At 31.3% G+C, this 15,011-nt stretch carries 14 protein-coding genes; 4 read left to right on the top strand and 10 right to left on the bottom strand.

Features of this window, described 5'->3' with window-relative positions; translation table 11 throughout:
* Positions 1-99: 99 nt before the first annotated feature.
* Positions 100-960 (bottom strand): hydrogenase small subunit, encoded by an 861-nt coding sequence (locus tag M2651_RS13790; protein WP_434062154.1) that lies wholly within the window; start codon positions 958-960, stop codon positions 100-102.
* 7 nt (positions 961-967) lie between these two features.
* Positions 968-1,282, bottom strand: a complete 315-nt coding sequence (locus M2651_RS13785; RefSeq protein ID WP_252132919.1) for a cytochrome b5 domain-containing protein — start codon at positions 1,280-1,282, stop codon at positions 968-970.
* 111 nt (positions 1,283-1,393) lie between these two features.
* Here M2651_RS13785 and M2651_RS13780 point away from each other — a divergent pair, with 111 nt between their 5' ends.
* From M2651_RS13780 to M2651_RS13765, 4 genes are all read left to right on the top strand, one after another.
* The gene (locus M2651_RS13780; protein WP_491524973.1) at positions 1,394-1,759 is read left to right on the top strand and encodes an EamA family transporter; all 366 of its coding nucleotides are present in this window, start codon (positions 1,394-1,396) and stop codon (positions 1,757-1,759) included.
* Between the two features lie 145 nt (positions 1,760-1,904).
* Positions 1,905-2,291, top strand: a complete 387-nt coding sequence (locus tag M2651_RS13775; protein WP_252132917.1) for a hypothetical protein — start codon at positions 1,905-1,907, stop codon at positions 2,289-2,291.
* Between the two features lie 257 nt (positions 2,292-2,548).
* Positions 2,549-4,600, top strand: coding sequence for a GGDEF domain-containing response regulator (locus M2651_RS13770; RefSeq protein WP_286208012.1), 2,052 nt, complete (start codon positions 2,549-2,551; stop codon positions 4,598-4,600).
* A 120-nt stretch (positions 4,601-4,720) separates the two neighbouring features.
* Positions 4,721-5,158, top strand: a complete 438-nt coding sequence (locus M2651_RS13765) for a YckD family protein (protein ID WP_252132915.1) — start codon at positions 4,721-4,723, stop codon at positions 5,156-5,158.
* 60 nt (positions 5,159-5,218) lie between these two features.
* Here the strand turns inward: M2651_RS13765 and M2651_RS13760 are convergent, their stop codons facing one another.
* From M2651_RS13760 to M2651_RS13725, 8 genes are all read right to left on the bottom strand, one after another.
* Positions 5,219-6,967 (bottom strand): HAMP domain-containing methyl-accepting chemotaxis protein, encoded by a 1,749-nt coding sequence (locus M2651_RS13760; RefSeq protein WP_252132914.1) that lies wholly within the window; start codon positions 6,965-6,967, stop codon positions 5,219-5,221.
* A gap of 195 nt (positions 6,968-7,162) precedes the next feature.
* Positions 7,163-8,680 carry a sensor histidine kinase gene (locus tag M2651_RS13755; RefSeq protein WP_252132913.1) on the bottom strand — a complete coding sequence of 506 codons (1,518 nt, stop codon included), beginning with the start codon at positions 8,678-8,680 and terminating at the stop codon, positions 7,163-7,165.
* Positions 8,670-9,356 carry a response regulator transcription factor gene (locus M2651_RS13750; RefSeq protein ID WP_252132912.1) on the bottom strand — a complete coding sequence of 229 codons (687 nt, stop codon included), beginning with the start codon at positions 9,354-9,356 and terminating at the stop codon, positions 8,670-8,672. The genes M2651_RS13755 and M2651_RS13750 overlap by 11 nt, the downstream gene beginning before the upstream one ends.
* 188 nt (positions 9,357-9,544) lie before the next feature.
* Positions 9,545-10,714, bottom strand: a complete 1,170-nt coding sequence (locus tag M2651_RS13745; protein ID WP_252132911.1) for an ABC transporter permease — start codon at positions 10,712-10,714, stop codon at positions 9,545-9,547.
* The gene (locus M2651_RS13740) at positions 10,711-11,430 is read right to left on the bottom strand and encodes an ABC transporter ATP-binding protein (RefSeq protein ID WP_252132910.1); all 720 of its coding nucleotides are present in this window, start codon (positions 11,428-11,430) and stop codon (positions 10,711-10,713) included. Before M2651_RS13740 ends, M2651_RS13745 begins: the two co-directional genes overlap by 4 nt.
* 28 nt (positions 11,431-11,458) lie before the next feature.
* Entirely contained in the window at positions 11,459-12,877 is a 1,419-nt protein-coding gene (locus M2651_RS13735) for an efflux RND transporter periplasmic adaptor subunit (RefSeq protein WP_252132909.1), read from the bottom strand.
* Positions 12,878-13,037: 160 nt separating this feature from the next.
* Positions 13,038-14,417 carry an MATE family efflux transporter gene (locus M2651_RS13730; RefSeq protein ID WP_252132908.1) on the bottom strand — a complete coding sequence of 460 codons (1,380 nt, stop codon included), beginning with the start codon at positions 14,415-14,417 and terminating at the stop codon, positions 13,038-13,040.
* A 206-nt stretch (positions 14,418-14,623) separates the two neighbouring features.
* Positions 14,624-15,011: integrase core domain-containing protein (locus M2651_RS13725; RefSeq protein WP_252132907.1), on the bottom strand; the 388-nt coding region annotated here is incomplete at its 5' end.

Raw genomic sequence — 15,011 nt, 5'->3', positions numbered from 1 at the left:
TCCTATAAGAGATCCTCTTTTTTTCGAACAAAAGGAATGGGTCTTATTTGTGTGCCTTCATTTATGGTTTTCATTTTCAAGTTAATCTCCTCATCTTAATTAATATCTTACAAAAGGTTCCATACCATCTGGAAAATATGCTTGTGCACAACCAATACAAGGAGTGTTATTACCTATAGGCCAGTTAACATACTCATTCCATTTTCTATTTGGACAATCCGTTTTTGTTACAGGACCTCTGCATCCAAGTTTAAACATACAAGTTTCCTCTCCAAGCTTTCCAGCAAAAATTCCTTTATCAAAATAAGACCTTCTTGGACAATGGTCATGTATTGTAATGCCATAAAACATAATTGGCCTTCCCAAGTTGTCTAAATCAGGTATGCCTTTAACTAAAAGATGTGCAATAGTTCCAATTAGCCAGTCAGGATGACATGGACAACCTGGAAGCTTTATAACTTCTCTTGCTAAAAATTTATCTAAACTTATACTTTCTGATGGATTTGGTCTGGCAGCAGATATTCCGCCATGTGAAGCACAAGTTCCAACTGCAAGAACATATTTTGCTCTTTCTGCTGCCATTTTGATTGCTTCCATAGCCGTTATTCTTTTTCCTTTATTATTTGCAACTACAGTAAAGAAACCATTATCCCTTTTAGAAACTGCACCATCAACTATTAAAATAAAATCAGTACTTAGGGTATCTAAAAAAATTTCAAAAGCATTTTCTCCTTCAGTAGCCATAATACTGTTATTAAACCTTAAATTTATCATTTCACGCAGTAAATATACCATATCAGGGTCTTTTGCATTTAGTAAAGAAATTATGTTTCCAGAGCATCCTGTTGCTTCAATCCATAAAGCATTTAACTTTTTTACCTCTCCAGCATTTATCAGTTCTATTGCCATATTAGTTATACTGTTTGCTGAAGTTTCTTTTTTCTTAACTATTGGACAAATATTCTCTCTATTCAAGTGCTTTCCACCTCGTTGTTTTTAATATACCAACTTTTGGAACATTATTTAAAATTTGCGACATACCATGACACGACTTAAATTGTTCAGTCAAATCTTTACCTGCTGTTAATCCAAAATGAGTCCCGCCGCCCCAAGATGATTGCACACTTACGTCGTAAACTACACCATCTACTGCAACATATGCAGGTTTCCCATTGCTTCCATTGTACTTTGCTAGTTCCTCTAAAGTAAATTCTTTTTGCTGCCTGAAACTATTTTCTCCTAAAAGTAATCTAATAGTTTTAACATCAAAATAAATAGCCACAAGTACCTCTCAAATATTTCTATCTATAAAGTATATGAATTATATTTTTGTAATATTAATCTACATTAATAAAAGATAAAGTGTACATAATATCATATAAGAAATTAATTTATTAAGGAGGGCTTTATCATAAGTGCAGTATTACTAGTATTTATAAATTGTTTAATGCTGTCAGCTGGACAGCTTCTTTGGAAGACAGGTCTTAAAGAAGTCAGTATGGGAAGCCTTAAAGACATAATTCACCTGCTTTTAAACAAATACATGTTAGGTGGAATAGCCATTTACATAACTTCTACATTCTATTGGTTTTCCATTTTAAAAAAATTTGATGTAACTAAAGTCTATCCTCTTCAAAGCATGAGCTATATTTTAGTACTTATACTTGGCTATGTTCTTTTAAAAGAGCCCGTTACTAAAAATACTATAATAGGAACCATTATAATAGTAGTTGGTGTATTTATTATAACAAAACAATAAAAACAACCTTTAAGTTATAAAATTAACTTTCAGGTTGTTTTTTATTTATATCGTTAACTAATTATTCATAATGTTGTCATTATATCACAACATTAAAATTTTAATATAAATTCATAAATAATAAACTTGAAGGAGGAGAAATATCATGTATGGTGAAAATCATAAAATAACTGAAGAAACTTTTTCTGCTGACGAAAGTACGCAAGCTATAGATATAATAAATACAAATGAACCTGCTGAATATAAAACAGCTGCTGAAGTTACAAATTCAGATATAACCAAAATAAATAAAAAAACTATACTTAAGCAAAGATTTAAAAATTTAAATCCTGCATTAAAAAAACTTCTTCCCTTTATAATCGTAGGCTTAATATGCTTTGCTGCTGGTTTCGGTGTGGACAGGATACTTACTAATAATAACTCTAGGAAAAACCTTCAAAACAGACCAGGTATACAGAAAAATTCCCCTCAAAATCCCCGTCTAAATAACAAAAAAGGTTCAAACATAAATTACAAATATTCACCTAATTAAATTATATAAAGCTTATAAGGCTAGCAAATAAGTTTTCCACACTTATTTACTAGCCTGTATTATTTAAAAATAAAAATTTTATTATGAATATATCTATAAATTTATACAAACAATTTTAAAACACTGTAAATTACTTGTTAAGGCTGTAATATATAGTAGAACAATACATTTTTTTAAGATATAATTATATTGTATGAAAAAACATTAATATTGTTACAAAATTTTATCAAGAAAGGTAACTCTGGTATTTATCGATTATGATTGAAAAAATATTTGACAAAAGAAATTTTTTAATACTTATTGCAGATGATTCTAAATTAATGCGGTTTACAATGCGACAGTTTTTAGAAGCAGAAGGCTATAGAGTAATTGAAGCTGAAAATGGCAAACAGGTACTTTCCCTTTTTGTAGAACATAACCCAGATATTATTTTAATGGATTATATAATGCCAGAATTAAATGGCGTTACTGCCTGTGCTCAATTGCAAGAATTACCTGGAGGAAATACCACCCCTGTTATTATGATTACCTCACTTGAAGATGAAACTTCTGTAAACCTTGCGTTTGAATCTGGAGCCACTGATTACATAAGTAAGCCAATTAATTGGGCAGTTTTACGAAAACGCCTAAGCCGTTTACTATTTACAAAACACATGGAAAAAACCCTTAGTGGAAGTGAAGCCTTTGCAAGTTCTATTCTCAACCATGCAGTTGAAGGAATTATAACTATAGATATTAATGGTAATATTGAATATATAAATCCTGTTGCTGAGAAAATTTTTAATTATAAGGCTACTGAATTAATAGGGAAAAATATCAATCTGCTTATTCCTGAATTTAATTATAAAAATGAGAAACTAATAAATAAAAATTTAGAGCTAATCGGTCATCGAGAGGATAAATCTGTTTTACCTATAGAACTTACTTTAAGCAAGTTCTTTGTAGACAGAGAATGCTTTATTACAATTATTTTTCATGATATTACTAAACACAAAAATTATGAGAAAACAATTATTTATCAAGCTTTTTATGATTCTTTAACTGGACTTCCTAATCGTCTTTTATTAAGAGAACGTATTCTTCATGAAGTTTCTCATTGTAAACATACTAATCATAAATTTGCCTTGATGCATCTTGATTTAGATAATTTTAAGCTGATAAATGATACTCTTGGTCATGATATAGGTGATAATTTACTTAAAGAAATTGCTGTGCGATTAAAAAAATATATAAATTCTTATGATACCGTTGCCAGATTAGGAGAAGACGAATATTTAATTTTATTTTCCCGTATAAATCATGAAGAAAATATAGCTAAGTTAGCTGATAAATTTCTTAAAATTTTAAGCGAACCATTTATAATTAATAAACATGAACTTTATATTTCTGCTAGTATTGGAATTACTATTTATCCAGATGATGGAGAAGATGCTGAAACATTATTGACTAATGCTGATATAGCTATGTATCGAGCTAAAGAAAATGGTAAAAATAATTTCCAAATTTTTACACCGTATTTAAATCAAAAGTCTCTTGAACGATTAGAACTAGCAAATTATTTACGTCATGCCTTAGAATATAATGAATTTATCATTCATTACCAACCAAAGGTAGATACTAAAACAGAAAAAGTAGTTGGAATGGAAGCTTTAATACGCTGGCAGCATCCTAATTTAGGATTAGTTTCGCCTCAAAAATTCATTCCTCTAGCAGAAGAAACTGGACAGATAATACCTATAGGAGAATGGGTATTACGTACTGCCTGTGCTCAAAATAAGGCATTGCAGGATGCTGGACTTCCTCCTTTAACCGTAGCTGTCAATCTATCACCGCTTCAATTTCGGCTGCAAAATTTAACAAAAATTGTATACGAAATATTAAAAGAAACTGGATTAGAGCCTCAATACTTAGAATTAGAAATCACAGAAAGTATCGCTATGGAAAATGTTGAGCATACTATTAAAACAATTAACAATTTAAAAGAACTAGGAATAAAGTTTGCTATAGATGATTTTGGTACTGGTTATTCTTCTTTAAGTCAATTAAATAGTTTATCTGTAAATAAAATAAAAATAGATAAGTCCTTTGTATCACAAATTGATGGAGGTAACTTTATAATAGCTTCAACAATTATAGCTTTAGGAAAAAGCCTTAAACTTGAGATAGTTGCTGAAGGTGTAGAGACGCAGAGACAAGCTGACTTTTTTAAAGAAAATGCTTGTGACGAACTGCAAGGCTATTTTTACGGGAAACCTATGTCTGATAAAGATTTTTTTAAGTATTATTATGAAACACTTAAAAAAATCTAATAAAATATATAAATTTTGTTTACAATTTATTAATATTTTCATCACTAATTTGACACATTTAAGTACATCCTATGTACTGTAAAGTTTCTAAACTTAAAACAATACTTAGGAGGTATGAGTATGTTAAAAGGTAACAAAACAAAAATAGCAGCTCTAAGTTTAGCATTAGTAGCTTTAATAAGTTCACCAGCTTTTGCTAAATCAGCTTCTGCTGCCGATGACACAAAAACTTCTGTTTCCACTCAGGCTCCCTGCGAAGATAAAAAATGTCATAAGCCTGATGGATTTTTTAAAACTTTTGAAGCACTTGGACTAACAAAAGAAGATATTGAAGCAGCAAGAAAGTCTGGAAAAACAATATTTGACTTAGCAAAGGAGAAAAAAGGACTATCTCCTGAACAAGTTAAAGATATAATGATAAAATCAAAAACTGAACACATAAATAAAAAAGTTTCTGAAGGTAAAATAACTAAAGAAAAGGCTGATGAAATCATAACAAAAATGAAAGAAAGAATGAAAAATTGGGATGGTAAATTAAAAGATAAAAGTAAATCTTAAAATAAGCGTAAGCAGATTTAATTTTAAATAAATCTGCTTACGCTTACATTGATATATATATTATAGTTTAAAACCTGAAGTTATTTCATTTAATCTTTTTGCCATATCTGACAAACTTTCTGTTGTCTTTTCTATTTCAGTCATAGTGCTTAACTGCTCTTCTATGCTTGCACTTATATTTTCAGTGCTTCCTGCTATCTGATTTGAAGTAACAGCTACACTGCTTATAGCTTTTTCTATTTCATTTGCACTTCGTGCCTGTTTCTCATTTGCATCATCGATCTGCTCAATTTGGTTTACGATATCTTTAATATTCTCAATTATTTTCTGTATGCTTTCTCTAACCTCAGAAGCTTTATTAACTCCTAAAGCAACCTTTTCTTCAACAAGTGCCACTGAATTTACAGCAGAAACTGATTTTAATTGATTTTCTTTAACTAGCTCTGAAATCTCTCTAGCAGCATTATTGCTTTCATCTGCTAATTTTCTAATTTCCTCTGCAACTACATTAAAACCTTTGCCAGCTTCTCCTGCTCTAGCTGCTTCAATAGCAGCATTAAGTGCAAGAAGATTTGTCTGTTCAGATATTGATGTTATTATTTCAATAATATCGCCAATCTTCTTAGAAGATACATCTAAGTCTTTTATCATAACAGAAACTTCCTTTGAAGAAGAAGCAATATCAGTTATAGAAGACACAACTTCAGATATTTTAGCTGCTCCGTTTTCTGCTGCTGCCTTAGCTTTTCTGCTGTTATCTGTAGTGTTTTTTGTAGCCATTGCCGTTGCTTCAGAAAATTTTGCTGCTTCAGCAAGACTTGCAGTAGTTTCTTCTACAACTGCTGCTCCATCAGATGTTGCAGAAGCTATTTCAACAACAGTATTGGATATTCCCTCTAAAGATTGTGTAGTAACTCCTGTTGCCTGATTCAGCTGTTCACTGGAAGCAGCTATTGTCTCAGCTGATATAGAAACTTCCTTAATAATTTCATGAAGCTTGTCTACAAACAAATCAAAACTGCTGCTGAGTTCTCCTATTTCATCTTTACTCTTATAGCCTATTCTTTGAGTTAAATCTCCGCCGCTGTTTGAGATTTCTTTTAACTTGGTAGTAACACTTTTTACTGGAACAATGATTGATTTTATTATTACTATAGATAAAAGTATTGTTATAACCGCACAAAAAGCTATTAGTGCTATAACTGCAATTAAAGTAGTTCGATAAACATACTGACTTTTTTCGTAAGTTGTCTTAGCATTAGCTGTATACTTACTGATAACTTCATCGAGAGCCGTAATTACAGCATCTCTTGCTGAATCAAAATTCTGCATATCTTCAGGTGGTCCGCCTGCTTGTCCTTGAGTACCATCTGCTGGAGGTGTTCCTTGCTGAGGCTCAGTGCTTACAGTTCCTACACCATTTTTTTCTATAAAAGTATCTTTTGCTTCTATAAAACTATTAAACCCTTCTAATACAGCCTTAAACTCTGAATTATTTTCATATTCCTTCAGTTTTTCTGCTGCAGATGCTGCACGAGTTTCAACGTTGTCCTGTATAGTTTGTTTTGAGGCATCATCCTCTGCATCCCTGAGATTAAAAGACTGAGCTTTTATGTATTCAATATCAGACTTTATAGAGTCCAGCTTTACAATAGGAACTAAGCTTGTATCATTTAATTCCATAACCATGTGATTAACACTTGATAACTGTTTAATTGAAGCAATTCCAATAACTATAAGGAAGATTAAAAAGCTTAATGACAATATGCTGATTTTTTTTGCTAATTTCATGTTTTTAAAAAAATTCATATGTATCCTCCCGCATTCATTTTTCTAAAAATATAATTTGATTTAAAAAACCTTTCAAAAACTAATGTAAATATTAACCTACATGTAAATATTATATCTTAAATATGACAATTTAAAAACAAAAATATAAATAAATTGTAAATAAAATTCGATATACAAATGTATAAAACATCTATATATCGAATTTTTATAACATTATAAATACTTAGGAACTTTAAAATAAAATTTTACTCCCTTTTCTGTGTTTTTAACTCCATAAGGATAGCCGTGATGAACAAGAATATTTTTAACTATTGATAAACCTATTCCTGTTCCCCCTAATTTCCTATTTCTTGATTTGTCTATCTTATAAAACTTATCCCAAATTCTAGAAAGCTCTTCTTCTGATATGGATGATCCAGTATTCTCTACCTCAATTGAAACAGTATCTTTTATATCAACAGCACTTATATATATCGTACCACCTTCATTTACGTGCCTTATAGCATTAGTTATAAAATTAGTCAGAACCTGCTCAAGCCTGTTCCAATCTGCAAAAACTTTTATTTCTTCTATTAAATTTATTTTAAACGCTGCTCCTTTTTCATTAATCAAAGTATCATATTTTCTTAAAGTCTGCTCTATAAGCTCTGTAAGATTAAATTCCTGTCTGGTAAGCTTAAAGCTTCCAGATTCCAAGTAAGATAAGTCAAGCATATCTGATACTAAGTTGCCCATCTTTTCCGCTTCATCTATTATAACATCAAGATAATAATCTTTATCCTTATCTTCAAAAATATTATCTTTTAATCCAACTGCATAACCATCAATAAGACTAATAGGAGTTTTTAATTCATGGGATACTGCAGCAACAAATTCTCTTCTCATCTTCTCCAGTTTTCTTTCTTTTTCTATGTCTTCTTCAAGCTTGGCATTAGCCTGTTTTAATGAATTCAGGGCATTATCAAGATTTTCTGATAGAAAGTTTAAAGATGCTGCTACATTGCCTATTTCATCCTCACTATTTACCTCACACTTTTCAGTAAAATCAAGCTCCGCCATTTTTGTAGCAACCTTGTTAATCTTAACAAGAGGTTTAGCAATCATGTTAGAATATATAAATGCAAGTATTACAGTGAAAAAAACAGCTACTATTCCAAAATACAAATAAAGCCTTTCGATTACTGATACTGCTTCATTTACAGGCTGCAAAGAAGAAAGTGCAAAAATTACTTCCCCTTTTGAATTATTACCTGAAACACTTAATATGTTTCTCGCTGCAGGCTCTCTTGTTCTTGGCATAAAAGTTATAGTTTTATTGCTTTCTTTAATCTTAGTAAATTCATCTTTATAATCTTCAACCCAATTAGTAAGAAACTCAGCTAAATCCCTTGTTCTGGCTATATCCATTTTACCATTAGAAGGTCTTGCAATGAATTTAAATCTATAAGAACTATCCATTATAACAATTTTAATATTATTATTAATTTCATATTCTTCAATAATTTCCTGAACTTTTGTTTCATCTTCTGCTTTATTATATTCAATTTTAAATTTACTGATTATATCAGCTAAATCTCTTTTCTTCTGAAATATATAAAATTTTTCAAAAAATAAAGATTGTACTATAAGTGTACTCCCAATAAAAACTGCAAAAACAACAGCCGTTATAATAAAAAGTTTTTTAGTTATGCTCATTTTACTATTAATTTTAAATTTTATTCTATTCTTCATTTTTTGCCTCAAACTTATATCCAGTTCCTCTTACAGTAGAAATCAGATAAGCCTTCTCTCCTAATTTTTCACGAAGCCTTTTTATGTGGCTGTCAACAGTTCTAAGATCACCCTCAAAGTCGTACCCCCAGATATAATCCAATATTTTTTCTCTGCTTAATACTATATCTTTATTTAAAGCAAAATATACTAATAAATCAAACTCCTTTGGTGATAAATTTAAAGCAGACCCATTTACAGTTACCTTATGGGATAATTCATCAATGTAAAGACCATCATAAAAATGCTCCTTCTTAAGCTGAGGCTCTGAATTATAAACTCTGTTAATAAGAGATTTTATCTTAGCTATAAGAAGTTTCATATTAAAAGGCTTTGTAACATAATGATCTGTTCCAAGCTCAAAACCTAAGAGCTTATCCTCATCTTCACCTTTCGCCGTAAGAAAGATAATAGGTACATTTGAAGTTTTTCTAAGTTCTCTGCACACTGTCAGACCATCCATTACAGGCATCATAATATCAAGTATAATTAAATGTACTTTTTCATTTTTAAAAATATTTAATGCTTCCATACCATTTTCTGCTTCCAAAGTTTCGTAGCCTTCTTTTTTAAGATAAGCTACAATAAGTTTCCTCATTCTGTCTTCATCATCTACAATTAAAATTTTTTCCTTCATAACCGCCCCTCATTTTAACTTAATTAATATAATATATATTAAAAAAATTTACTTAAACAGTCTAGTAAAATAATAACCAATTACCAAAGCAATGAGAATTATTATTTTATAAAACGATAAGCTAAACTTAAAGCTATATACCTAAAAACTCATTTGATATAAATAATATATCAAATGAGTTTTTATTTCTACTCAAATCTTAATGCATCTATAGGATTTAATTTAGAAGCCTTACTTGCTGGATATATACCAAACACAACTCCTACCAGCATAGAGAAAGCAAAGGCAGCAATTACTATATTTCCTGAAATTACTATAGTAGTATTAAAATATTTAGGTCCAAGATATGCTCCCAGATATCCTATAAGCACCCCTATTATTCCTCCTAAACTGCTTATAGTTGAAGCTTCAATCAGAAATTGTAAAAGTATTGTACCTCTCTTTGCCCCGATAGCTTTTCTTATACCAATTTCTCTTGTTCTTTCAATAACAGATACAAGCATAATATTCATAATACCTATGCCTCCAACTACTAGAGATATAGCAGCTATTCCGCTTAGCATAGCTGTCATACTTTCTGTAGTTGAGTTTGCAGTTTCAAGTAGTGTAGTTTGATTCATTACTCTGTAGCTTTGTGTATTGTTATCAAATTTTTTATTCATAAATAGCGTAAGGTAAGCCATAGCCTCCTCAACTTTATCCTTGCTCTCAGCCTCAATATAAAAACTTCTTATAGTGGAAGTTTTTAATAACCTTTGTGCTGTTGATAAAGGTACTATTATTCTGTCATCATTTGAACCAGCAGAAGAAGTTCCTGAAGACTGCAGCACCCCTACTATTGTAAATTCAATTCCATTAACATACATTGTTTTACCAACTACATTAGTAGTACTGAACAGGTTGTTCGCTGTTTCCGATCCAATAACAAGCACATTAAATCTATTGTCTATATCTCTTTGAGCTATAAATCTTCCTGAGCTTACAGTTAATTTCCTTATGGTTGCATAATTAGGTGTAGAAGCTTCTAGTGTTGTAGTTGTCGACTTCGTTCCTGCTTTTATATTAACGCTTTGTGACATAGAAGGTGCAAGTTCTTTAATACCAGGTTTAGTTTTTAATTCTTCTATCTCCTCATCTGTCATGGCAGCATTTCTATTTCCCATTATATTAACTGTTATAAGATTTGTACCTAGTTTCTCAATCTGCTCTGTAACAGTTTTCTTTGTACCTTCACCCATTCCTACAAGAATAATAACAGAAGATATACCTATAATTATACCAAGCATGGTTAAAAAGGAGCGCATTTTATTATTCCATACTGAAGACATGGCTACTTTAATCAGCTTTGAAAACCTCATGCTCCTACCACCTCTCTCTCATTTTCAACATCAGAGGTGATTTTTCCATCTCTTACAGTTATAATTCTTCTAGCGTTTGCTGCAATTTCCTTATCGTGTGTTATCATAACTATAGTGTTTCCCTCTTTGTTTAAATCAGTGAGCATTTGAAGAACTTCTTTGCCAGTTTTGCTGTCAAGAGCTCCTGTAGGCTCATCTGCTAAAATTAACTGAGGATCAGTAACTAAAGCTCTTGCAATAGCCACTCTCTGCATCTGTCCTCCTGAAAGCTCTGATGGTTTATGCTTTAAATGAGATGTAAGGCCAACCTTCTCTATAGCCTGCTTTGCTTTTTCTCTTATTTTACTGCTGGGATAACCTAAATATAATAATGGAAGTTCCACATTCTCCAATATATTCAATTTAGGAAGCAGGTTATAGCTTTGAAATATAAAACCGATTTTTTTATTTCTTATTTCAGCAAGCTTTGAATCACTGCATTTTGTATTAAGACCATCTATAATATATTCTCCATTTGTTGGAGTATCTAAACATCCTATAATATTCATTAAAGTGGACTTTCCAGCACCGGACGGCCCTACAATAGCTACATACTCACCTTTATTTATAGTCAAACTTACATTATCTAAGGCTTTAAAGCTGCTGTTTCCCATTTTATAGACTTTATCTATATTAGTTATTTTAATAAGCTCGCTGCTGCTTAGATTTTCTGCCATATGCCTTTCCTCCTTTCTTCACTTAAAACTAATTCATTGGCCTACCACCGCCTGAAGGCATACCTCCACCAAAACCACCAAGATTACTGTTTTTATTATTATTACTATTAGTTGTTGTACTTGTTTGTGGTAAAGTTATTATAACTTTTTGTCCTTCTGTAAGACCTTCTATTACTTCTATATAATTTTCATTTTCCAAGCCGGTTTTTATCTCTACTAATTTTCCTACATTAACTGCAGTTTGTGTTGAAGTTGTTGACTGACTTCCCTTTGTTCCTTGTCCATTATTTGTTCTGTTTGATTTATTTGTATTTTGAGTATTATTATTTTGTGGATTTGTATTAGCTGCTTGTTCATTGTTTCCTTGAGCATTTTGAGAATTTTGTCCACCTTCTGCCTGTGTATTTGTTCCAGAAGCACTGCTGTCTGTACTTTCAACTCTTACATATTTCTTTCCATTCTGCTCAATTAAAGCTTCAGCTGGTATTACTAATGCATTTTCCTTACTTTCTACTAATATATTTACATTTGCATTCATGCCAAGCTTAATACCTTCTGGATTAGCTATTCCAACAACTACATCATAAGTAGTTACATTATTTGAAGTAGTTCCAGTCTGTGCTATGGATTCAACAGTACCTTCATAGGTCTTATCCTTAATAGCATCGAACTTTACTTCTGCTTTTTGCCCTAATTTAACTTTTGTAATATCAAGCTCATCAACTGAAACCTTAACTTTAATTGAACTCATATCTACTACAGTAAGTACAGATTTACCTGTCTGAACACTGTCTCCGTTTGCATTATTAACTGCAGTAATTACTCCCGCAATTGGTGAAGTAACTGTCATTTTAGTTACATTTTCCTTGGCATTAGCTAAATTTGTTTTTGCGGTAGAAACCTTTAGTTTGTTTTGTTCTACTGTTAATTTAGCCTTATCAACATCTAATTTGTAATCATCTAATGTTTTTGTTGATTGGCTGCTGCCGTTTCCAGCAGTGCTAGTAGTTGTAGATTCTGAAGCTGCAGCATTTTGAGCATTAGTGTATGCAGTTTGCTTTGATGTCAAATCGTTTTGAGCACTAGATAAGTTTATATTTGCATCAGTCAGATTATTTTGTGCAGTTGTAACAGCATTTTCAACATCAGCACTATAAGAAACAAACAGCTTTTGTCCTGCAGTAACAGTATCCCCTACTTTAACACTTAAATCTTTTAAAGTTCCATTATTATTCGGCATTATTTCTTTAGTTACAGCTGCATAAGCAGAACCTGTTCCTTGAATATTCACCTGCATGTTCATTTTTCTAACAGTTGAAGTTATATACTTTGCTGCAGATACAGTTGTTTTCGTACCAAAAACTGACTTATATCCATAATAACCTCCAACTATTACACCAATAGCAACTGCTGCCGCTATTATTGCCTTTACTACTTTACTTTTCATATTTACCCCTCCAGTAATTCCTTGTCCACTCATAAATCAATATCTTAATATTATGTTTTTAAAATGGCACTAATATGGCAGTCTTGTAAATAAATTGTTAACAAAAAAGTCTGTCTCAAAATAGATTATCCTAAATTTCTATTTTAAAACAGACTCATTTTTATTCTATTTGCGCTTCGTTTAACTCAATACTTTCTGCATGCTTATTAGTTAAATTCCTTATTTCATAAAACAACCAAGTTCCTGTAATAAGCGAGGACATTATGTCAGAAAACGGTCCTGCTGATACAACTCCATCAATCCCAAAGAACCTTGGTAATATTAATAGTGCTGGAATTAACAAAAGTACTTGTCTTGAAAGACTCAAAATACCTGCCTGCTTTGGCTTTCCAACAGCTTGAAAGTAATTAGCAGCCACAATCTGAAATCCTATTATGGGTAAAAATATTGTAAATCTTTTTAGTGCCCATGTACCAAATTCAATAAGACTTGCATCTTTTTTATTGAACATTGCAACAAGCTCACTTGGAAACAGTCTTATTACTACAAAACCAACACATACAATAATAGTAGCTGCAATGATACCAAGTTTTAGTCCTTCTTTAACACGATCATACTTCTGAGCACCATAATTATAACCTATAATTGGCTGAACTCCTTGATTTATACCAAATATAGGCATAACTATCAAAGTAATAATACTCATTACTATTCCCATTCCAGATACAGCGATATCTCCGCCATAAGTAGTCAAACTTTTGTTCATAATAGCATTTTGAACACTGGCAGCTAATTGCATTGCAAAAGGTGCAGCTCCTATGGCTGTTATTTTACCTACAGTGTTAAGCTCAAGCTTAAAATACTTTTTATGAAGCCTTAAGGTACTTCTGCCGCTTGTAAAATAATAAAGAACCCATATTGCTGATACAGCCTGAGATATTATAGTTGCATAAGCTCCGCCTGCTATTCCCCATTTAAACACAAAAATAAACAGCGGATCCAATATTGTGTTAAGTATTGCACCAATCAGCATTGTAATCATAGCTATTTTAGGGTTTCCCTCTGAACGAATAAAGTTATTCATGCCAAAACCTACAGACTGAAAAACTGTTCCTAATAATATTATGCGCATATATTCTTTAGCATAAGGCAAAACTGTTTCACTGGCTCCAAAAGTCTTTAATAGTGGATTTAGAAAAATTAATCCAAAAAAAGAAATTACTAAAGACACTAATATTAAAAGAGTTAATGCATTTCCCATTATAAGCTCAGCTTCATCTTTTTTCTGCTCACCCAGTTTTATAGCTACTAGGGAATTTGCACCTACTCCGATTAACATCCCAAAGGACATTATTATAAGCATAATAGGAAAACCAATAGTTGTACCTGCAATTCCTAAAGAACCAACACCGTTTCCTATGAACATTCTATCAACTACATTATATAGAGCATTAACCAGCATGCCTATAATTGCTGGAATAGAAAATTTTAACAAAAGCTTTAATACTTTTTCTTCTCCTATCTGTTTCGTACTGTTCACGAATCCCCCTCCTTTAATAAATCGTTTCTAATATATTGAAATTTTAACAATATATTTTACCCTTCATTACTAGTATACTGATAATTTCATTAAAATCAAGTTGATATTTTTATTAACTCATAACTATCAAAAAAAGTATGTGCATAAGTTATTCTTAACACATACTGGATTTATGTCAATATAGTAGACACAAAAACTCAAATTTTTTATGCAGTTTTTCTTAAAGAATCTTCAAACTGTTGGGGAGTCATATAACCGATACTGCTATGTAGCCTTTTTCTGTTATACCAGGATTCTATATATTCGAATATAGCTATCCTTGCAGCATCAAAGTCATAATATGTAACTAAGTTTACTTCTTCCTTTTTTAGTGTAGCATGAAAGGATTCTATACAAGCATTGTCATAAGGACATCCCTTGCCGCTAAAAGAATGAATTATATTATGTTCATTAAGATAATCACCAAATTTAGAGCTTGTATACTGGGAACCTAAATCACTGTGGAGTATAACAGTATTCTTTGGTTTTTGAGTTATGTAGGCATTTTCTACAGCCTTTATAGCTAGTTCTGTATCCATAGTCTTTGAAAAAGCA

It is taken from the genome of Clostridium caldaquaticum (assembly GCF_023806125.1).
GTDB classification, from domain to species: domain Bacteria; phylum Bacillota; class Clostridia; order Clostridiales; family Clostridiaceae; genus Clostridium_AT; species Clostridium_AT caldaquaticum.
Note: the sequence above shows the minus strand (reverse complement) of the source record. Positions and strands in the feature narration are given on the sequence as shown.

Coding starts and splice junctions, on each gene's coding strand:
- M2651_RS13760 (WP_252132914.1), bottom strand. CDS start 6,967: ATGAATTTTTTTAAAAACATGAAATTAGCAAAAAAAATCAGCATATTG.
- M2651_RS13745 (WP_252132911.1), bottom strand. CDS start 10,714: ATGAGGTTTTCAAAGCTGATTAAAGTAGCCATGTCTTCAGTATGGAAT.
- M2651_RS13770 (WP_286208012.1), top strand. CDS start 2,549: ATGATTGAAAAAATATTTGACAAAAGAAATTTTTTAATACTTATTGCA.
- M2651_RS13750 (WP_252132912.1), bottom strand. CDS start 9,356: ATGAAGGAAAAAATTTTAATTGTAGATGATGAAGACAGAATGAGGAAA.
- M2651_RS13765 (WP_252132915.1), top strand. CDS start 4,721: ATGTTAAAAGGTAACAAAACAAAAATAGCAGCTCTAAGTTTAGCATTA.
- M2651_RS13775 (WP_252132917.1), top strand. CDS start 1,905: ATGTATGGTGAAAATCATAAAATAACTGAAGAAACTTTTTCTGCTGAC.
- M2651_RS13735 (WP_252132909.1), bottom strand. CDS start 12,877: ATGAAAAGTAAAGTAGTAAAGGCAATAATAGCGGCAGCAGTTGCTATT.
- M2651_RS13740 (WP_252132910.1), bottom strand. CDS start 11,430: ATGGCAGAAAATCTAAGCAGCAGCGAGCTTATTAAAATAACTAATATA.
- M2651_RS13755 (WP_252132913.1), bottom strand. CDS start 8,680: ATGAAGAATAGAATAAAATTTAAAATTAATAGTAAAATGAGCATAACT.